Source organism: Polyangium spumosum, from assembly GCF_009649845.1.
In the GTDB taxonomy this organism is placed as follows: Bacteria; Myxococcota_A; Polyangia; order Polyangiales; family Polyangiaceae; genus Polyangium; species Polyangium spumosum.
The window spans coordinates 22,061-41,375 of sequence record NZ_WJIE01000022.1 but is presented as its reverse complement, the minus strand read 5'-3'; the positions used below and the strand labels follow the sequence as shown (position 1 = coordinate 41,375).

Annotated in this window: 16 protein-coding genes; 4 read left to right on the top strand and 12 right to left on the bottom strand. The window is 68.1% G+C overall.

The features are described from left to right. Positions 1-57: 57 nt before the first annotated feature. A complete protein-coding gene (locus GF068_RS39130; RefSeq protein ID WP_338046753.1) occupies positions 58-867 on the top strand; it encodes a formylglycine-generating enzyme family protein in 810 nt (269 codons plus the stop codon). On the opposite strand, the gene GF068_RS39125 is transcribed toward GF068_RS39130, so the two are convergent. Genes GF068_RS39125 through miaB form a run of 3 tightly spaced genes read right to left on the bottom strand, consistent with a single transcriptional unit; the run spans position 806 to position 4,320 of the window. After that, positions 806-2,260 carry a VanW family protein gene (locus tag GF068_RS39125; RefSeq protein WP_170319944.1) on the bottom strand — a complete coding sequence of 485 codons (1,455 nt, stop codon included), beginning with the start codon at positions 2,258-2,260 and terminating at the stop codon, positions 806-808. The genes GF068_RS39130 and GF068_RS39125 overlap by 62 nt on opposite strands. Before the next feature lie 55 nt (positions 2,261-2,315). Beyond that, on the bottom strand, positions 2,316-2,840 hold the full coding sequence (locus tag GF068_RS39120) for a gamma carbonic anhydrase family protein (protein ID WP_338046752.1): 525 nt from the start codon (positions 2,838-2,840) through the stop codon (positions 2,316-2,318). A 4-nt stretch (positions 2,841-2,844) separates the two neighbouring features. Next, complete coding sequence (gene miaB / locus GF068_RS39115) at positions 2,845-4,320, bottom strand: tRNA (N6-isopentenyl adenosine(37)-C2)-methylthiotransferase MiaB (protein ID WP_153824662.1); 1,476 nt, start codon at positions 4,318-4,320, stop codon at positions 2,845-2,847. 98 nt (positions 4,321-4,418) lie between these two features. Between miaB and GF068_RS39110 the strand changes: the two genes are divergently transcribed. Together GF068_RS39110 and GF068_RS39105 are read left to right on the top strand one after the other, a co-directional pair. Beyond that, a complete protein-coding gene (locus tag GF068_RS39110) occupies positions 4,419-6,263 on the top strand; it encodes an AMP-dependent synthetase/ligase (RefSeq protein WP_240808082.1) in 1,845 nt (614 codons plus the stop codon). A 40-nt stretch (positions 6,264-6,303) separates the two neighbouring features. Then, positions 6,304-7,056, top strand: a complete 753-nt coding sequence (locus GF068_RS39105) for an AgmX/PglI C-terminal domain-containing protein (protein WP_153824661.1) — start codon at positions 6,304-6,306, stop codon at positions 7,054-7,056. Here GF068_RS39105 and GF068_RS39100 read toward each other — a convergent pair whose 3' ends face one another. From GF068_RS39100 to GF068_RS39090, 3 genes are all read right to left on the bottom strand, one after another. Then, entirely contained in the window at positions 7,057-7,260 is a 204-nt protein-coding gene (locus GF068_RS39100; RefSeq protein ID WP_153824660.1) for a hypothetical protein, read from the bottom strand. It abuts the gene before it with no gap. A 118-nt stretch (positions 7,261-7,378) separates the two neighbouring features. Next, entirely contained in the window at positions 7,379-9,847 is a 2,469-nt protein-coding gene (locus tag GF068_RS39095; protein ID WP_153824659.1) for a sodium-translocating pyrophosphatase, read from the bottom strand. Positions 9,848-10,212: 365 nt separating this feature from the next. Beyond that, positions 10,213-11,958, bottom strand: a complete 1,746-nt coding sequence (locus tag GF068_RS39090) for a serine/threonine protein kinase (protein WP_153824658.1) — start codon at positions 11,956-11,958, stop codon at positions 10,213-10,215. Positions 11,959-12,283: 325 nt separating this feature from the next. On the opposite strand from GF068_RS39090, the gene GF068_RS39085 reads away from it, so the two are divergent. Further along, entirely contained in the window at positions 12,284-12,550 is a 267-nt protein-coding gene (locus GF068_RS39085) for a hypothetical protein (protein ID WP_153824657.1), read from the top strand. A 9-nt stretch (positions 12,551-12,559) separates the two neighbouring features. Here GF068_RS39085 and GF068_RS47520 read toward each other — a convergent pair whose 3' ends face one another. The 6 genes from GF068_RS47520 to GF068_RS39060 all read right to left on the bottom strand — a co-directional run bounded on the left by GF068_RS47520 (position 12,560) and on the right by GF068_RS39060 (position 19,282). Beyond that, positions 12,560-13,138 carry a sterol desaturase family protein gene (locus tag GF068_RS47520; protein WP_240808081.1) on the bottom strand — a complete coding sequence of 193 codons (579 nt, stop codon included), beginning with the start codon at positions 13,136-13,138 and terminating at the stop codon, positions 12,560-12,562. Further along, positions 13,045-13,377, bottom strand: coding sequence for a hypothetical protein (locus GF068_RS45835; RefSeq protein ID WP_240808080.1), 333 nt, complete (start codon positions 13,375-13,377; stop codon positions 13,045-13,047). The genes GF068_RS47520 and GF068_RS45835 overlap by 94 nt, the downstream gene beginning before the upstream one ends. Positions 13,378-13,412: 35 nt before the next feature. Next, on the bottom strand, positions 13,413-14,315 hold the full coding sequence (locus GF068_RS39075) for a hypothetical protein (protein WP_153824655.1): 903 nt from the start codon (positions 14,313-14,315) through the stop codon (positions 13,413-13,415). A gap of 27 nt (positions 14,316-14,342) precedes the next feature. Beyond that, positions 14,343-15,431, bottom strand: coding sequence for a hypothetical protein (locus GF068_RS39070; protein ID WP_153824654.1), 1,089 nt, complete (start codon positions 15,429-15,431; stop codon positions 14,343-14,345). Positions 15,432-16,078: 647 nt separating this feature from the next. After that, the gene (locus GF068_RS39065) at positions 16,079-16,843 is read right to left on the bottom strand and encodes a DUF6065 family protein (protein ID WP_153824653.1); all 765 of its coding nucleotides are present in this window, start codon (positions 16,841-16,843) and stop codon (positions 16,079-16,081) included. Positions 16,844-16,891: 48 nt separating this feature from the next. Beyond that, entirely contained in the window at positions 16,892-19,282 is a 2,391-nt protein-coding gene (locus GF068_RS39060) for an FG-GAP repeat domain-containing protein (protein ID WP_153824652.1), read from the bottom strand. Positions 19,283-19,315 lie beyond the last annotated feature (33 nt).

Sequence of the window (19,315 nt, the reverse complement as noted above, 5' to 3'; positions counted from 1 at the left end):
CGCGCGTGCTCCTCGCCCCCGCCCGCGTTTTTCTGCGCTAGGATGGGCCCCGCTTCGGTGCAGCTCACAACGCTCCTCGCCCTGCTCTTCGCCGCGCCCGAGCCCGCGCCCGCCGCGCCCGTGGCCCCGCCGCCCGCCGTTTGTCCCGCGGGCACGAGGCTCGTGGAGGGGACGCATTACGAACACGTGCAGCGCCTCTGCACCACCTGGCGAAGGGGGCATTGTTATTCGTTCCTCCCCGGAATGCTGGCGCTCGAGCCCGTCGCCACGCCGGTGCGCGTGTGCATGGACGAGCACGAGTGGCCGAACCGCGAGGGCAAGCGGCCCGAGGTGATGATGCGGTTCGTCGAGGCCGAGAAGAAATGCGCCTCGGTGGGCAAGCGCCTCTGCAGCGAATTCGAATGGGAGCTCGCCTGCGAGGGCCCCGAGACCCTGCCCTGGCCCTACGGACACACGTTCGACGCGGACGCGTGCAACGCGTCGAAGGAGTTCATCCCCTACAGCGAGGCGAAGCTGAACCACGAGGAGAAACGCGTGCGCGAGGTCGAGACGTGGCGCCTCTACCAGGGCGAGACGAGCGGATCACGGCCGCGCTGCGCGTCGAGCTTCGGCGTGAAGGACCTCGTGGGCAACGTGGAGGAGTGGGTGTTGACCTCACGCAAGGCCTGGCGATACCGCTCGTCGCTGAAGGGGGGATTCTGGGCCAAACCCTGGGCCCATTGCCGCGGGACGAACGACTCACACGGGCCGATGTTCCGCTATTACGAGATCGGGTTCCGCTGCTGCAAGGACCCGGAGGAGACCGTCACGGAGCCGGTGCCGGCTCCGGCGCCGGCTGCGACACAGGAAATGACGCCGTCTCCGTAGGAATCTCGTCCTCTTCGAGCCGCCCCTCGACGCCCTTCGCGCGCTCGGGCAAAGGCGGCAGGTTCGCCTCGTCGTACCCGGGCGCGACCCAGAAGACCTCGGGCGAGGGGCGATAACCGCTGTACCAGCGCCGCTCCTCGACGCGGCCGTCGACATACGAAATGCGGAGCGTCGAGGTGACGTCGTACCCGGGCACGCCCTTCTGACGCCGCACGCGTTTCCCGGGCGGGAAATGTTCTTTCACCGTGATCCGTCGGACGAAATCGTACGACTGCCCGACGCCGTAGGCGTACTCGACCTTCGCGACCGGCGCGCCGCCGAGGATCTCGACGCGGATCTTCGTGGGTTCGGGCGAATACGCGTGGATCAGGATGGGGAACGGATACGGGTTCTGCAGCTTGAGGTCGACGAGAGGGAAGCTCACGGTCGCGTCGAGGCCGAGCTTCGTGTAGCTGGAGGCGCGCGAGTGCCCCTTGCGCTGGACGACCTCGAGCCCGCCATAAACGGCCGCGGCGTGGAGCGTCGACGAGAGCTGGCAGGTGCCGCCGCCGATGCCGTCGGTGAGCTCGTCGCCCTGGATCTCGGGCGCCAAGGTAAAACCGTTCTCCCGCGTGCGAGGCCCGACGCGGTCGTTGAAGGAGATCATGGCCCCGGGCGGCAAGACGACGCCGTCGATCTTGCTCGCAGCGTTGCGGATGTTGACCGCGCGCCCCGCGCCCGAGCCAAAAAGCGAGAAGGAGGTCTCGAACGAGGAGACGACCTTCGTCACGTCGACGTTCGCGAGATCGAGCGCCGTCACCTTCGCCGGCACGCGGCGCGTGACCAGGCGGACCACGACGCCGTCCTCGAACTTCGCCGCGCGCATCTCGGCGAGCGAGGCGTCGATGTCGAGCTCGCGGCCAGGGACGTCCTCGATCTTGCGCTTGTTCTCGAGGTCGAGCGCCGCGTCGACGGGCGCGACCACGAAACGCGGCGCGATCGACTCGAGGAAGCGCCGCGCCTTCGGCTCGTCGATCCAGAACGAGAGCGGCACGAAGACCTGCCCCTGCCGCGCGAGGCTCGCCTCCTTCACGCGCCGCGAGAGCGAGCCCGTATGCCCGACCTCGCCAGCCCGATCGAGCGAGGCCTGCACGTCGATCTCGACGCCGATCGCGCCGAGCGAGGTCTCGACGACCTCGCCGTCATGATGGAAACGCGCCTCCCAGCCGAGCGCGTCGAGCTGACGACGCGCGAGCCACGAGGCGGGCGAGCCCTCGTCGGGCACACGTTGCTCGCCGAGGAACAGGCCCTCCACGACGGGAGAACGTGGCCCGTATCGATAGGCGCCGAGCCCGAGGCCCGCGGCGACCGTGGAGCTGATGCCCAGGACGAGGAGAAGGGTGGATTTCTGCACGGACGACGGCCGCAATCGTAGCGGCGATCCTCCGGTCTTTGGAAGTTTCTCGGCGCTAGTCGCCGCAGATCCCGCGATACCGCCGCGCATTCACGACGTAGTGCGCCGCCCCGGCGAGGCCGAGCATCGCCTCCTCGTCGGTCACCTCGCGGACGACCTTCGCGGGGCTGCCCTTCACCATCGATCGCGGCGGGATCACCATGCGCGGCGGCACGAGCGCGCCGGCGGCGATGACCGAGCCCGCGCCGATCACCGCGTTGTCGAGCACGATGCTGCCCATGCCGATGAGGCAGCCATCCTCGACCGTGCAACCGTGCAGGATCGCGCCGTGGCCGATTGTGACGTCCGCGCCGATCGTCGTCTTGGAGACGCCGTCCGTGAGGTGCAGGCAGGCGAGGTCCTGCACGTTCGTGCGCGCGCCGATGCGGATCGGGCCGATGTCGCCGCGCACGACGGCACCGAACCACACGCTCGCCTCGTCGCCGAGCTCGACGTCACCCACGAGCGTCACGTTCGGCGCGAGGAAGACGCCCCGCCCGAGCCGCGGCGCGTGGTCGCCGTAAGGAAGGACGAGCGCCACGCGCTTACCCTCCCCCGACAGGCACGATCGGAAGCGATCGCCGCTCCCCCGCGACGCGGGGCTTCGGCGGCGGCGCCGCGGGCGCGGACGGCAGCGGCTTCGCAGCGGCGCGCGCCTCCTCCGAGAGCTCGGCCTGCAGCGAGTGCTTGTTCGCGCGCGTGATCACGACCTCGACGATCTCGCCGCGCAGATCGAGCCCCTCGGCCCCGGCGACGTGCACGATCTCGTTGCGCTCGGTGCGGCCCGACCACGCGTTCGTGCCCTCTTTGCCCGCGCCCTCCACGAGCACGCGCTGGCGGCTGCCGACGAGCTTTTGCAGGTGGGCCCCGAGCAGCTCCTCGCTCACCTCGAAGAGCCGCGCGAGCCGCTCGCTCTTCTCCGCCTCGGGCACGTCGTCCGCGAGCTTGCGGGCCGGCGTGTAGGGCCGCTGCGAATATTTGAACCCAAACAATCCACGGAAGCCCACCTCCCGCACGAGCGAGAGCGTCGCCGCGAAGTCGTCCTCGGTCTCGCCCGGGAAGCCCACGATGATGTCGGTCGAGAGCGAGAGATCGGGCAGCCGCGCGACGAGCGAGCCGACCCGCGCCACGTACTCGGCGCGCGTGTAGCGCCGGATCATGCGCTTGAGGATCCGATCGCTGCCCGACTGCACGGGCATGTGCACGTGGCGGGCGAGGACCCCGAGATCCGCGTGCGCCTCGAGGAGCGACGGCGTGAGGTGCCGCGGGTGCGGGCTCGTGTACCGGAGCCTCGCGAGGCCAGGGACCTCGGCCGCGATGCGGCGCAGCAGCGCGGCGAACTCGCTCTCGTCCGGATCGTCGGGCGAGGCGCCCGGAGCGCGCGGCAGGGCCTCACTCGGATCGCGGTAGCTGTTCACCGTCTGCCCGAGCAGCGTCACCTCGCGCACGCCCGCCTCAACGAGGCCCGCGATCTCCGCGACGATCTCCGCGCTCGGCCGATACCGCTCGGGGCCACGCGTATACGGCACGATGCAGAAGGAGCAACGCTCGTTGCAGCCCTTCATGATGGTCACGTACGCCGTGGGCGTTTTCGAAGCCACGGACAGCGCAGTCAGGAAGCGCGGCGCTTCCAGGTCGAACACCGTCCGCACGAGCGGCGGGGCGCCGAGGCCGATGTCGTCGAGCAGGCGCGGCAGCTCGGGGATGTTGTCGGGACCGAGCACGAGGTCGATGCCCTGGCTGCGGCCGAGCAGGCGCTCGCCCTCCTGCTGGGCCACGCACCCGGCCACCACGAGGACCATCTCGGGGTGCTTCTGCTTCCACTTCGCGAGGCGGCCGACCTCGCTGAGGAGCTTCTGCTCGGCCTTCTCCCGGACGCTGCAGGTGTTCAGGACGACCACGTCCGCGGCCTTGGGGTCCTCCGATTCCGTGTACCCGGCGCGCCGGAGGACCTCGTGCATCCGCTCGGAGTCGTGGACGTTCATCTGGCAACCGAACGTCGTGATGGCGTAACGAGGCATGGCGCCGCTCATGTAACAAAACCGCGGAGGGGCGGCCAGCGCGCGTGCGCGCTTCTTTGCCGCCATGGCTGTTGCAGCGGGCGAAGGGAGCCGCGATCATGCCGGTCCCGGAAGGAGAGGACATGTCGTCGGCGAAATTCGAGACACTCGTGGACCTGTTCGAGCGCTCCGTGAAGCAGTTCAAGAACAAGGAACTGTTCGGCGTGAAGAAGGACGGCGCGTGGGTGTGGACCACGTACGGCGAGGTTGGAAAGCTCGTCGACGACTTCCGCGCGGGCCTCGCGTCGCTCGGGGTGAAGCGCGGCGACAACGTCGCCATCATCTCGAACAACCGCATCGAGTGGGCCGTCGCGGCCTACGCCTGTTACGGCCTCGGCGCCGCGCTCGTGCCCATGTACGAGGCGCAGCTCCCCAAGGAGTGGGCCTTCATCGTGAACGACTGCGAGGCCGTCGCGCTCATCGCGGCGACCGACGAGATCTACGAGAAGGCCAAGGAGATCCCGGAGAAGGCGCCCTCGCTGAAGCACATCATCGGCCTCACCCGCCCGAAGAGCGACGAGACGTCCTACGCGGCGCTGCTCGAGGCGGGCGCGAAGAGCCCCGCGCCGGCCATCCGGCCCACGCCCGCCGACACCGCGTGCCTCATCTACACCTCGGGCACGACGGGCAACCCCAAGGGCGTGATCCTCTCGCACGGCAACATCGCCTCGAACATCAACGCCGTGCACGAGATCCTGCCGCTCGTCACCGACGACCGGAGCCTCTCGTTCTTGCCGTGGGCGCACTCGTTCGGCCACACCTGCGAGCTGCACGCCCTGCTCTCGCTCGGCGGCGCGATGGCCCTCGCCGAGAGCGTCGACAAGATCGTCGCGAACCTCGCCGAGGTGCAGCCGACGATGCTCTGCAGCGTGCCGCGCATCTTCAACCGCATCTACGACGGCGTGAACAAGCAGATGGCCGCCAAGCCCAAGGCCATCCAGTCCCTCTTCAGGGCCGGCATCGCCGCGGCCACGAAGCGGCGCAAGGAGGGCCCGGGCTCGCTCTCGCTCGGCGAGAAGATCAAGCTCGCGCTCGCCGACAAGCTCGTCTTCTCGAAGATCCGCGCCAAGTTCGGCGGCCGCATGAAGTACGCCTTCAGCGGCGGCGCGGCCCTCTCGCGCGAGGTCGCCGAGTTCATCGACGCGCTCGGCATCACGGTCTACGAGGGCTACGGCCTCACGGAGACGAGCCCGATCGCCACGGCCAACCGCCCCGGCGCGCACCGCATCGGCAGCGTCGGCAAGGCGATCCCGGGCGTGAAGATCGTGATCGACAAGGAGGCCGCGGGCGAGAAGGACCAGGGCGAGATCATCATCCACGGCCCGAACATCATGCAGGGCTACCACAACCGCGACGAGGAGAACAAAGCGGTCTTCACCGAGGATCGTGGCTTCCGCACGGGCGATCTCGGGTACGTCGACGACGAGGGTTTCCTCTACATCACGGGCCGCATCAAGGAGCAGTACAAGCTCGAGAACGGCAAATACGTCTCGCCCGCGCCGCTCGAGGAGCAGCTCAAGCTCTCGCCCTACATCCTCAACGCGATGGTCTACGGCGACAACCGCCTCTACAACGTCGCGCTCGTGGCCATCGACGTCGAGGCCGTGAAGACGTGGGCGCAGGGCCAAGGGCTCTCGCTCGAGAGCGACGACGCGATGTGCGAGAACGCGCGCGTCAGGCAGCTCGTGATGGACGAGATCCACAAGTACTCGGCCGAGTGGAAGGGCTTCGAGAAGATCCAGCAGGTCACGCTGACGAGCGAGGACTTCACCACGCAGAACGGCCTGCTCACGCCCTCGCTGAAGGTGAAGCGGCGCGTGGTCTGGCAGCGCTACGGCCAGCAGATCGACGCGCTCTACGCCGCGGGCAAGTCCAAGGAGCAGAGCGCGTCGACGGCCGCGTGACGCGTTGACGCCCCCGTCCCCCGCTTCTACCCTCCTCTTCATGCACACTCAGGCTCGCTTGGTGGCGCTCGCAGCGGCGGCGTGGCTCGTCGTCGGTTGCGCGAGCAGCGCCGCCCGCCCCGGCGGCCCGGAGCCCGTCGTGATGGTCGGCGACGCGGTCAAGCCCAGGGCCGCAGACAAACCCGTCGTCGCCGAGGCCAAGAAGGACCCCGGCGAGGCGCGAAGGAAGGCGCTCGAAGACGCCGCCAACTACGGGATCCTCGGCGTCCTCGGCGGTCCGTCCGCGCGCATTGACAGCGTGGAGGGCGGCGTGGTCGGCGGCCTCGTCGGCGGGGGCGGCGCCGGCTTCGGCGGGCTCGGCCTCAGCGGGATCGGCAGGGGCGGCGGCGGCACGGCCGAGGGCATCGGCGGCCTCGGCACGATCGGCACCGCAGGCCGCGGCTACGACTACGGCGGCAGCCGCCCCCACGAGCGCGTGAAGGCCCGCATCGAGGCCGCCACCATCACCGGCCCGCTGACCGACGACGTCGTGCAGCGGATCCTCGCGGATCATCACAACGACGTGCAGGACTGCTACCTGCTCGAAGGCAAACGCGCGAGCCGCGTCCGCGGCCGCATGACGCTCTCGTTCACGATCGACGACGCGGGCCGCGTGATCGAGGTCTGGGTCCCCGAGCAGAGCTTCTGGTCGCGCGAGCTCTCGAGCTGCGTCGCGCAGGTCGTCGGCACCTTCCGCTTCCCCGCGCCTCCCCAGGGCGCGCAGGTGAAGGTGCTCCTGCCCGTCATCTTCTGATCAGACGTCGTCGTCCTCGTGCAGGATCGCTTCGAGGCCGTGGCGCGCGCGCGCGTCGAGCAGGTCCTGCTCGCTGAGCCACGTGCGGTCACACTCGGGCAGCGGCGCGACCTGGTAGACGTCTTTGCGGCTTTCGCCGTGCCCGTCTTCGAGCACGCGGACGACCTCGTGGTGGAAACCGCACGACGGGCAGAGAGCTCGCATGGCCTGATTTATAGTTCGAAGGCGTAACGCTCGCTTCGAAAAAGCGAACGCCCCCGCTCCGCGAGGAGCGAGGGCGCTCGGCCAGGACCGCTCGTGGCGGCCCGTCAGACGGGACAGATCAGTGCGCTGCGGGCGCAGCGGCCTTCACGTCCGTCTTGATGCGCATGCCGTAGAACGAACGCCACACGAAGATCGTCGACGCGACGAAGAAGACGCCCGCGAGCACGAGGCTCGTGGTGTGCGGGATCTTGATCGCGAGCTCGACGGCGAGCAGGCCGAAGAGCGTCGTGAACTTGATGATCGGGTTCATGGCGACCGACGAGGTGTCCTTGAAGGGATCACCGACGGTGTCGCCGACGACCGTCGCCGCGTGCAGCGGCGTGCCCTTCTCCTTCAGCTCGACCTCGACGAGCTTCTTCGCGTTGTCCCAGGCGCCGCCGGCGTTCGCCATGAAGAGCGCCTGATACAGGCCGAAGAGCGCGATCGAGATGAGGTAACCGATGAAGAGGAACGGATCGAGGAACGCGAAGGCCAGCGTGCCGAGGAAGACCGCGAGGAAGATGTTGATCATGCCGCGCTGCGCGTACTGCGTGCAGATCTCGACGACCTTCTTGCTGTCCTCGATGCTCGCCTTCTCGGAGCCCTCGAGCTTGATGTTCGCCTTGATGAACTCGACCGCGCGGTAGGCGCCGGTCACGACGGCCTGGCAGGAGGCGCCGCTGAACCAGTAGATCACCGCGCCGCCCAGGATGAGGCCGAGGAGGAAGGGCGCGTTGATGAGGCTGAGGCGCTGGATGGCCTCCACCACGCCGAACTCCGCCTGCAGCTCGAGGATGATCGAGAAGATCAGCGTCGTGGCGCCGACGACCGCGGTGCCGATGAGCACCGGCTTCGCCGTGGCCTTGAAGGTGTTGCCCGCGCCGTCGTTCTCCTCGAGGTAGTGCTTGGCCTTCTCGAAGTCGACGTCGAAGCCGTGTTCCTTCTTGATCTCCTCCTTGATGCCGGGGATCGACTCGATCACGCTGAGCTCGAAGACGCTCTGCGCGTTGTCGGTCACCGGGCCGTAGGAGTCGACCGCGATGGTCACCGGGCCCATGCCGAGGAAGCCGAAGGCCACGAGGCCGAAGGCGAAGACGGGCGCCGCCATCGTCGACGTGAAGACCGTCGCGAGGCCCTGGAGCGCGACCAGGTACGCGATGCCCATGAGGCCCGCGATGACCATGCCGAGCCAGTAAGCGCTGAAGTTACCGGCCACCATGCCGGAGAGGACGTTCAGCGACGCGCCGCCCTCGCGCGACGAGGTCACGACCTCGCGCACGTGGCTGCTCTCGGTCGAGGTGAAGATCTTGACCGCCTCGGGGATGATCGCGCCCGCGAGCGTGCCGCAGCTGATGATGAGCGAGAGCTTCCACCAGAGCGTGCCGTCGCCGAGGTTCGGGATCAGCAGGTACGAAACGACGAACGTGAGGCCGAGCGACACGAACGAGGTGAGCCACACGAGCCAGGTCAGCGGCGCCTCGAAGTTCATCTTGTCGACGGCGCCGTAACGCGCCTTCGCGATCGCCTCGTTGACGAGGTAGCTGACGACGCTCGCCACGACCATCATGATGCGCATCACGAAGATCCAGACGAGGAGCTGGACCTGCGTCTTGACGTCCGCGACCGCGAGCAGGATGAACGAGATGAGCGCGACGCCGGTGACGCCGTACGTCTCGAAGCCGTCGGCGCTCGGGCCGACCGAGTCACCCGCGTTGTCGCCCGTGCAGTCGGCGATGACGCCCGGGTTACGCGCGTCGTCTTCCTTGATGTTGAAGACGATCTTCATGAGATCGGAGCCGATGTCCGCGATCTTCGTGAAGATGCCGCCGGCGATGCGCAGCGCCGAGGCGCCGAGCGACTCGCCGATCGCGAAGCCGATGAAACACGGACCCGCGTACTCGCCGGGCACGAAGAGCAGGATGATCAGCATGACGAGCAGCTCGACGCTGATCAGCACCGTGCCGATGCTCATGCCTGCCTTGAGCGGGATCGCGTAGGTCGGGAAGGGCTTGCCGCGGAGGCTCGCGAACGCCGTGCGGCTGTTCGCGAACGTGTTGATGCGGATGCCGAACCAGGCGACGCCCGTGCTGCCCGCGATGCCGACGAGGCTGCAGAACAGGATGAGCGCGACACGACCGACGTCGAAGTGCTTGAAATAGCCGTAGTAGACGGCGATCACGAGGCCGATGAGGACCTCGAGCAGGATGATGAACTTGATCTGCGTGATCAGGTACGTCTTGCAGGTCGCGTAGATCAGCTCCGAGATCTCGAGCATCGAGCGATGCACGGCCATCTTCTTGAGCTGCATGTAGATCGTCATCCCGAAGATCAGGCCGAGCGCGCAGATCCCCATGCCCGCGAAGAGCAGGGTGCGTCCGTCCGTGTTCCCCATGAAGGAAACGGAGCCTAGATCGGGCAGAACCAGCGAAGCTTCGTCCGCCTTCGCGGGACGAGCCAGGGCGATGGCGAAAAGCGCGCCCACGACGGCCAAGGCGCGCGCGGGCCACGCTCGCGCCGCACCTGGGCGCGAAGAACCCTCTACGTTCATGACGGTGTGCCTCCTTCAAACGAGGAGACCGCCGAGCGAGGCTTCGCCCCGCGGTGATCTCCCAGGTTCCGAGGGGTTGGCCGCCTGCGTGAGTCGCGGATGAGCGGGCACCGACGGGGTTCTCCCCCGCGGCGCAGGCTCCGTCGAAGAACGACCCGCTAGCCCTGACGCCGACGCTTCAGCACAGCCTCGCCCTCGACGGTTTTCCCCGCCGAGGCGCGCGCTGACTACCACAGCGCGCCTTCCCCGTCATCTTTCTTTTGTTTGGAGAGCGGGACCGCTGTAGGCCGGTCCCTGAAGAGGCTCCGGGGGCTTCACTCGGGCTGTCCGAGCGAAGCCCCTCGCCGGGTGGATCGTGGGGAAGCTCAGGCCCCGGGGCGTTTTTCGAGGGACACCTTGGGCTCCCCGCTCTCGCTCGGCACCGCGTTTGCGTCCTTGTTCGCCGTGAGCAGCTCGGCCACGAGGTCCCGGCACTCCGGCTTGTTGCGCAGGTGCGCGAGCAGGAGGTTCGAAGCGTCGCTGAAGGCCTTCTCGAAGCCGAGGCCCTCGCGCGTCCGCTGCGCGACCTTCTCGCGGCCCTGCCCGAGATCCTCCTCGAGCGCCTCCGCGTACCGCGTCAGTTGCCCGCGGAGCTCGTCGATCTGGCGCCGCAGATCCCGCGCCGTCGTCTCGCGCGTGTTCTTCTTCGACTCGTACCGCGCGAGCTGCTCGCGCTTCGCCTGCACCGTCGCGGCCGTCGCGCCCGCGCGCTCGAAGACCGAACGATCAAACGCGCCCTGCCGCGCCGCGCCGTCCGCGAGCTGCTTCGCCTCGCTGGCGAGCTTCTCCGCCTGCGCGAGCTCGCCGCGGACCTTGTCCACGTCCTCGCCGTCCGCGCCCGCCTCGCGCATCACGCGTGACTCCTCGTGCGCGAGCTCCTCGACCTTGCGGCCGATCTCGGCGCGCAGCGCGCGTCCGCGCCGCTCGAGCGCCTCGAGCTTGCGCGTGTGGCTCGCGACCTCGCCTTCCAGGCGGTTCGCCTTCGCCGCGAGCTCCCAGAGCTGCGCGAGCGCCGTCTGGATGTCGGGCGGCGCGTTGCCCGCCGGATACGCGCGCGCCGCCATACGCGCGAAGAGCGCCGTCCGGTTCGCCCACTCGGTCACGCCTGCCGACTGCGGCGGCGGCGGCGGCGGCGGCGCGGGCACGGCCTCGCCGCCCGACTCGATCTCCCACGGCGTGCTCGGCAGGCTGCGCTGCAGGGCCTTGAGCTCTTCCTGGAGATGGTGGGCGTCGCGGTAGCGCTTGCGGATGTCCTTCTCGAGCAGCCGCATCGCGATCGTCTCGCCTTGCGGGTGCGCGTCGGGGCGGATCGAGCGCGGGCGCCTCGGGATCGCGGTCCGCTGCATCTCGAGCAGCGTCTCGCGATCGTTGGCCCTGAAAGGAAGTTGCCCCGTCAGCATCTCGTAGAAGAGGACGCCGAGCGCGTAGAGGTCCGCGTGGGGCGTGGCCTCCTCGCCGCGCGCCTGCTCCGGGGACATGTACTCCGGTGTCCCGAAGACCGCGCCTTTCGGGGCGAGGCGCGGGTCGCGGGCGATCGCGGCGAGGCCGAAGTCGAGGATCTTGACGAAGTCCTTCCGGCCGCCGCGCTGGGTGAGGAGGATGTTGTCGCTCTTCAGATCGCGGTGCACGACGCCGAGGTCGTGGGCGCGCGCGAGCGCTGCGCACATCTGCTCGAGGATGTCGACGCCGCGCGAGATCGGCATGGGACCTCGCGCGAGCTCGGCGCTGAGCGGCGTGCCGACGAGGTACTCCATCACGAGATAGAGCTCGCCCTCCTCGGTCTCGCCGATGTCGTGGATGTCGATGATGTGGGCGTGATCCACCCGGTTCGCGGCGCGGGCCTCGCGGAGCATCCATGCGCGGAGGTGCGTCTCGCCGCGGAGATCCGGCCGTATGAGCTTGAGCGCGACCACCCGATCGATGAGCACGTGGCGGGCGCGGTACACCACGCCCATACCGCCCTCGCCGATCCTGGTCTCGAGGCGGTAGCGGCCTGCGACGACCTTTCCGATCATCGGGTCCGCGCTCGCGGTCTTCGGGCCTAACGATCGCTGGAGCGCGCGCTGATCCATGTTCCTTCGTGTTCTCCTCGGGTACGGGGCTTGATCGCGTGACGGTCCACGCGCCGCCCGCTCGATCCCTCGCAGGGGCGCCCGACGTGTCTTCGTGCGGCTGCGGAGGCGAGGCCTTGCGGCATCGTCGCGGATACTACCAGGGGAGCGCGCGCCGCGTCGACGGGGCTTGATGACGAAGCCCCAAGGCTGCTAGCGTCCTCTCGTCGCCCCGGGCCTCCATGGCACTCTCGGGGGCGAAACCGAGAACATGTCAGGACCGATCGAGAGCTCAGGCGAAATCGAGATCTTCTGCCATCCGGCCCGATCTTCGAGCCGCGGCACCATGCCCTTCTTCGACAAGATCTCGGCCGGGGATCGCCTCTCGCTCGTCTTCGTCCCCAGCGAGACGTCGGTCCCGCCGTACGCCCTCAAGGTCTTCTCGCCTTCGGGCGCGAACATCCTCGACACGCTCGTGCGTGATCCGCCCACGGGCGCCCCGCAGAGCCCTCCGCCGATCGAGTTCGTCGTGTCGGCCCCGGGCGTCTACCGCATCGAGGTCCGCTCCCTGACGGGCCGGCAGCGCGGCGACGCCAAGATCCGCGTCGGCTGAGAGGGTGTTCTACAGGCGTCGCGAGCGGCGCGAGGCTAGGGAGGGCGAGCGAGGCGTACTTTGTACGCTGAGCGAGTCCGACCGACGCATCGCGCCGCGCAGCAGCCTGTGGAACACCCTCTGACGCGTCACGCCCCACGTCGAGCGAGTCAATCGAAATCGCTCATCCGACCAGCATCCAGAGCACGAGCGGCGTGGCGACGAGCCTCGTGGCCTCGAGCGGCTTTGCCCAAGCGCGCCCTTCGAGCACGCCCCCGAGCCCGCCGAGCGCCGCGGGGCGCGGGCGGCCGTCTCGAGGATGTCGCGGAGCGGCGCCCAGGTGCAGAAGAGCGGGTTCCACGACGCGACGGGCTTCACGGTGCCATACACCGGTGTCTCGGCTTCGGGCTCGAACGTGCCGAAGAGCCGATCCCAGACGATGAGAATGCCCCCGTGGTTCCGGTCGAGATACCGCCCATTGCACCCGTGATGCACCCGGTGATGGGAGGGCGTATTCAGCACCCATTCGAGGGGCCCGAGCTTGCCGACGAGCTCGGTATGAATCCAGAACTGATAGACCGTATCGATCCCGACGGCCGTGGCGAACATGGCGGGCGGGAAGCCGAGCGAGGCGAGACGTCGAAGAAGCGCCGCTCGTAGAGCAGGAGGTAACTTCCGAGCAGCAAGCCCGCCGCGACCACGCCGAAGAGGGTCTGCGCGGAGCCGAGGAGCAGATTGGCGAGCACGTCCGGTCCGCGGAAGACGCGCCGGTCCTTGACGCGCCCGGCGAGCCATTCGAGGCCCATCAGGAGGAAGAAGGCCGGGATCGAGAGGGTGACGATGTTCACGGCGGGGGGATGGTAGCGGGGTGGGAGGCCATCGATCATTCGTCGTCGACGACGCGGATGGGCAGCCACTTGAACCCGGTGACGCCTGCGTCTTTGAAGATACGCCAGACCTTGGGGGAGACGAGGAAATCGGGTTGCCACAAGACGGCCGTCTTCAGGTCGCCGCTCCACCGGGCAATCCCGAAGCGCTCCCACATCCGGTTGACGTCCTGGGCTCCGACGAGGTCCCGAGCGTGGTAGGCGAGTCGTAAGGGCTCCTTGGTGGAGGTGTTGAACTTGCCGCGCCCGCACGTCTTGCACACCTTGTTCCGTTCGACGCCCGTCGAGCGCGGCGACATCGGGGGGAGCGTGTGCGACGCCCACATTTGCCTCCAGGGCAGCTTGGTCTGCCGCATGTCCTTCTGCCTTGCGTACACGCTCCGGAAGGAGAGCCCCGAGAGCCCGGCGTTCTCGAGCGTCTCGGCGAGCCGCTCGTCGACAAGGATCTCGTTATAGCTGACCACGACGCGGAACTGCCCGAGCTTCGGCATGCTGTCCCTGCTGGTGCCATCGAGCACGTACGCGGAGGTTTGCCGCATCCCTGCGCCACAAGCTCCGCACGCGTTCGAGATGTCGTAGTCCGTGCCGAACCGAGGGCCTCCGAGGACGTCTATTTCGCAGGTGCCGCCCGCAAGGATGAGGGGGGCGGCCTCGAATTCCTCGTCCGTGTACTCGTCCCAGCGATCCTCGAACCAGTCGACCTTGTAGGCGAGGAGAAGCTTCTGCAGGAGGGGCAGGCGAGGGTCATCCGCGTCCAGTCGGACCTCGACGACTTGCCTCCTGACTGGCCATTCTTGTACCTCCGCCACGTCGGGCCCGCAGCCCGAGGGCGAGAGGACGGTCTGTTCCCCACCCGGGACATCGTTGCTATCGAAGTGCAGCCGAACTTTGGTTTTCATTGACGATGCCCTGCGCTTTCGCTCGAATCAATCCACGAAATAATGCTCCATGGCCTTCAGCCAGTGCGGTTTCAACTTGTAGACTCCCTGGTAAGCCGTCCAGAGCTTCGGTAGGTCTCTTTCTGCGATCCCCCTCGTAGCATCGCGAAGCTTGTTCGTAAACAATTGGTGCTCCTGGCTCGAAAGGATCACCGACGGCCCATCCAGGGCATCAAGGCCGATCTTCTCCATCCTCGCCGTCTCGTAGATGTGGTGAGCTTGCCACTTCCGTTTGTACTTCGCCGTGAAGTGCCGCATCACCCGATACGGCCCGACCACGCCCGCCTCCGCCATCGCCTGCGTCAGCTCCTCGCCGAACTCCTCCGCCAGGTACTTCGCCGCATCCTCCGACAGCCCACTCACGTCCTTGATGATCACCTTCTCGCCGCGCTTCAAGGCCTCCGACGTGGCCTTCATGAACTTGTTGCCGACCGCCATCGAGACCGGCGAGAACAACACCGCCGCGGCCGCAGCCTGGAGCCGCGGGTCGTTCGGCCCGTCGGCGTTCATCCCGCCGACGATTCCGTATTCCTTCCCGTCGGCGCGATGCAGGTTTTCATTCATTTGCAGGTTGAAGATCGCCCCCGCGATCACCACCTGCTCCAGAATGGCCCCGGCTCGCGTCTTCTTCTTCCGCGCCGGGCAGCCCTCTTTCGTCTGTTCACACGAGCTTACGCTCAGCGGCTTCCGCTCCGGAACATCGACGAGCTTCGGCAACACGCCGCCGCGGTCGACGAGCCCGTGCTCCTGGTCAACCCATTTCTCCTCGCGCTTCGGGAGGATCGATTCCTTCGACAAGACGCCCTCACGCGGCAGGATCGGCTCCTGCCGCAGCTTCGCGAGGCGTGACGGCGGTGGCTTCTCCTCCTCCTTCGGCTGCGTGATCAACTTCTCGCGGACGCGCTCCTCGACGGGCCTCTCGTCGTCCACGGGATCCTCGCCGCCCCGCCCTCCACCTTCGTCCTCAGCTTCCTTCGCCGCAGGCCGCTTCGCAGGAACAGGCTTCAGCGGCGGAGGCGGCTTCGGATCCGGCGGCACAGGCTCGCAAGGGTGGTTGCTGTATTCGGTCGGGATCATGTACCGGGTCTTCGACCCCACCCGCGGATTGAAGACGAAGATCGGATGGTGCGCGCTGCTCTCCGCGATCAGCGTGATCCACGGGGACGCAAGAAGCCTCCTGGATCCTGCGAGACCTGCCTCGAACCGACGCAAGACACGCCCCACACTCTGCGGGACCTGCCTCGAACCGGTTCAAGACACTCCCCACACTCCGCGGGACCTGCCTCGAACCGACGCAAGACACCTCAAACACTCTGTTGGAGGTGCCTCGAACCGACGCAAGTCACCTCAAACACGCTGCGGGACCTGCCTCGAACCGGTTCAAGACACCCCCCACACTCCGCGGGACCTGCCTCGAACCGGTTCAAGACACTCCATGTCGATGTGTTGGCCCCTTTTGCGTCGACGCAACACCCTCCCCGCAACCGCGCCCGCTCGATTCGCACACGCGTGCCCCCGGCCGCGTTCCCTCGTCGCATCCGCCTCACCCAGCCAAAGGCCGAGCTCGAGGCGGAGATGGGCTCGACCTGACCGAACCTCGCTCCCCCGGGCGCCCGCGCCCCGCCCCCTACTTCCTCCCCACCTTCTTCTTCAGCGCCTCGAGCTCCGCGTCGATCTCCGCTGCGGGCCGAAGCCGTGCACGATTGCGTCGGCGAGGCGCTCGATCACGCCTTCTTCACCTTCCGCCAGGCCTTCAATGCGAGCTTGCGCTGGTGCTCCTTCGCCATCGTCCCGTCCGGCGCGCGGCCGTGCACGTAGTCCTTTTGCCATTCGGCCTGGTTCGCGGTCGAGCCCTCGATCGGCAGCTCCTTGATGAATTGCGAGCGGCTGTTCCGCCATTCGAGGTATGCCTTCGCTTCCTCCGGGTCGTCGTAGAGGCCTCGTAGCTCCGGCTCGAACGACTCGAGCTCGCCGCGGCGCATCGGCACGAGCATCGCGATGGGCTCGCCGCGCTTCCACGTCACCGGGTGCTGCGGCCGCGTCAGTTGCCAGTTCATCGTGAACGTCGCCGTGCTCCAGTCCGTCTCGACGATCCCGTCGAGCGGAGAGGCCCCGTCCTTCGGCATGTTCGCCGGGCCCCGCACGAGCAGGTTGTATCCGGGCGGCGTGCGGAACAGGAACGGAATGGAGAACGTCAGGATCCCGTGCCCGAAATGGCTCATGGCCAGGTAGGGCTGCGGGCCCTCGAGGTTCTCGATACACACGCTCTTCAGCGAGCCCGTCCCGTCCCAGATCGCGCGCACCGTGTGCGGCGACAGGACGAGCCAGCCGGCCTGGTTCGCGATGAGCAGCGGCAGGCAGCGGTTCGCGAACGCGTCCCGCGTGTCGTTCATCCATTGCCGCTGGATGGGCCCCGGCACGAGCTCGGGCGGCTCTCCGGTGCTGGTGTGGTAGGCGACGAGGGGGAGCTTTTCGGATTTCTCGGACATCGGCCGGGACGATCCTAGCAAAGCTCCCCGGCCCGGTGGGACGAAATTTCAGGGCACGTTGCGCAGGACGACGAGCGCGTTCGTCGCATTCGACGTCACGAGCAGGTCCGGCCGGTCGTCGCCGGTCACGTCCGAGACCGACACGGACGTCGGGCGCGAGACCTCGCCGATCATGGGCCCGGCCGTGAAGAAATCGCCGTCCCAGAGCAGCACGTTCACCCGCCCGCCCGCGAGGACCACGAGATCGTCGTCGCCGTCCCCGTCGAGATCCTCGAGCAGGGGGTTTTGCCCGGTCCCGAGGCCCAGCGAGAACGTCGTCCCGATGAACGTCCCGTCGCCCTGCCCCAGCATGAGCGACACGCCGTCCTTCTGGGCGTGCATCGCCACGAAGTCCGCGTGCCCGTCGCCGTTCACGTCGCCCGCCGCCATCTCCCCGATGATGTCGTCCACCATAAGAAATTCCTGCGGGCTCGCGAAGGTCCCGTCGCCGTTGCCGAGCTCCACGAAGACCACGAATTCGCCCGCTCCCGCGAAGTCGAGCTTCCCATCTTCGTTGTAATCGGCGAGCGCCACCCCGTCCGTGTAGAGCGGCTCCGCCTCCGAGAACGTGCCATCGCCGTTGTTCCGGAGCGAGGTGCCGCCGTTGTTCGGATCGGCCACCGCCAGGACGTCGAGATCCCCGTCGCCGTCCGTGTCGCCCACGCCCACGTCCTCAGCGCCGATATAACCCGAATGGGATGGAATCCCGGGCCCGAACGAGAGGCCGCCCGTATTCGGGAATGTCTGCACCATGTACCCCTCGTCGGTCCCGCCCGGCAGCACGACGACGAGGTCCGCGCCCGGGTTCGCGTCCGCTTGGAACGCGAAGAGGCCGATCGGAACCTCGAGCACCTCGTGGGATCCGGCGATCTCGAACCCGCCGCCGGGCATTCCTCGTAGTATCGTATCGACCGCCGCCAGATGGCTGAACACGATGTCTTTTCGCCCGTCGCCGTCGAAATCGGCGGCGACCGATTTGCGGGCGCCCCCGCCGTAGGGTATGCCGGTCGGGGGCAAGAAGCCGCCCATTCCGTCGCTCCGCACGATCGAGAGCCCGGGGCCGTTGTTGCCCGCGACGAGGTCCGTGTGGCCGTCTCCGTCGACGTCCCCCATCGCGAGGGCCCTCGGCAGGCGCCCCGCCGCGATCTCGACCGGCGCGTCGAACGCCGCGCCGCCCAGGTTTCTCAGAGAATACGCGCCCCCGAAGGGATCCGTCGTGAGCAGGTCGAGCGCGCCGTCGGCGTCGACGTCGAGGACCCCGGCGATACTGCTGAACTCCGAGGCCGCCGATTTCACCATGGGCGCGAACGTCCCGTCGCCGTTGTTCACGAGGACGCCATACCCTCCCGCGGTGTACGCCCTCGGGCCCACGACCAGGTCGAGGATCCCGTCGCCGGAGACGTCGAAGAGCGCGATCGAATCCGACCGCTGCGCCGGCCGCGTCTCTCCGGCCGCGAACGTGCCGTCGCCCATTCCCTTGAAGAACCAGATCACGTTCGCGCTCGCCGTGCTGGTCGTCACGACGTCGTCGTTCCCGTCGCCATCGAGGTCGCCCAGCGCGAGCCCGAGCATGGCGTGCGCGCCGCCCACCGTGAACGTCGCCGAGAGTGCGATCGTGCCGTCGCCCGCATTCTTGAACACGTCGATGCCGTTCAAGTCGCGCGAGACCACGAGATCGACATCACCGTCGCCGTCGAGGTCCTTCGCCGCGAAGGCGCCCATCGTGGTGACGCTGCCGGCGTATTGCACGGGCGCGAGGAGCGTGCCGTCCCCTTGATTCAGGAGGACGAACACGCCCGTGGCCTCGCTCTGTCCGCTGACGGTCACGACGACGTCGAGCTTCTGGTCGCCGTTCATGTCGGCGAGGCCGATGTTCCTGCCGAGCGAGGCGAAATTCGTGCGTTGCACCTCCTGGAACGAGCCACCTTCCGAGGCGCGCAGGACGCCGAGGAAGCCGCCGGATGGATTCGCGACCACGAGGTCGAGCTTGCCGTCGCCATCCATGTCGCCCGCGCGGACGGCCGTATTGCCCGCGCCGACCGCGGCGGGATACGAGCCGTCGACGACGAACTGAAGGCCCATCGAGCCGCCGCCCGCGCCGCCCATTCCTCCGGCGCCGCCCATTCCTCCGGCGCCGCCCATTCCTCCCGCGCCGCCCATTCCTCCGGCGCCGCCCATTCCTCCCGCGCCGCCCATTCCTCCCGCGCCGCCCATTCCTCCCGCGCCGCCCATTCCTCCCGCGCCGCCCATTCCTCCCGCGCCGCCCATTCCACCCGCCCCGGCCATTCCGCCCGCACCGGCGGATCCGCCCGTCCCCGACGGGGTCCCCGTCGTCCCGTCCCCGCACGCCGAGAGCACGAGCGAGAGAGCCGCCCCTATCACAAGCTTGTCACGCTTCATCACCAAGTCCTCCGATCCTCCGCTGAACAAGTC

Bases quoted from the DNA above. Each gene is read 5' to 3' on its own strand.
- miaB (WP_153824662.1), bottom strand. From the start codon at position 4,320: ATGCCTCGTTACGCCATCACGACGTTCGGTTGCCAGATGAACGTCCAC.
- GF068_RS39065 (WP_153824653.1), bottom strand. From the start codon at position 16,843: ATGTCCGAGAAATCCGAAAAGCTCCCCCTCGTCGCCTACCACACCAGC.
- GF068_RS39105 (WP_153824661.1), top strand. From the start codon at position 6,304: ATGCACACTCAGGCTCGCTTGGTGGCGCTCGCAGCGGCGGCGTGGCTC.
- GF068_RS39095 (WP_153824659.1), bottom strand. From the start codon at position 9,847: ATGAACGTAGAGGGTTCTTCGCGCCCAGGTGCGGCGCGAGCGTGGCCC.
- GF068_RS39070 (WP_153824654.1), bottom strand. From the start codon at position 15,431: ATGATCCCGACCGAATACAGCAACCACCCTTGCGAGCCTGTGCCGCCG.
- GF068_RS39085 (WP_153824657.1), top strand. From the start codon at position 12,284: ATGCCCTTCTTCGACAAGATCTCGGCCGGGGATCGCCTCTCGCTCGTC.
- GF068_RS39090 (WP_153824658.1), bottom strand. From the start codon at position 11,958: ATGGATCAGCGCGCGCTCCAGCGATCGTTAGGCCCGAAGACCGCGAGC.
- GF068_RS39060 (WP_153824652.1), bottom strand. From the start codon at position 19,282: ATGAAGCGTGACAAGCTTGTGATAGGGGCGGCTCTCTCGCTCGTGCTC.
- GF068_RS39110 (WP_240808082.1), top strand. From the start codon at position 4,419: ATGCCGGTCCCGGAAGGAGAGGACATGTCGTCGGCGAAATTCGAGACA.
- GF068_RS47520 (WP_240808081.1), bottom strand. From the start codon at position 13,138: ATGTTCGCCACGGCCGTCGGGATCGATACGGTCTATCAGTTCTGGATT.
- GF068_RS39075 (WP_153824655.1), bottom strand. From the start codon at position 14,315: ATGAAAACCAAAGTTCGGCTGCACTTCGATAGCAACGATGTCCCGGGT.
- GF068_RS39100 (WP_153824660.1), bottom strand. From the start codon at position 7,260: ATGCGAGCTCTCTGCCCGTCGTGCGGTTTCCACCACGAGGTCGTCCGC.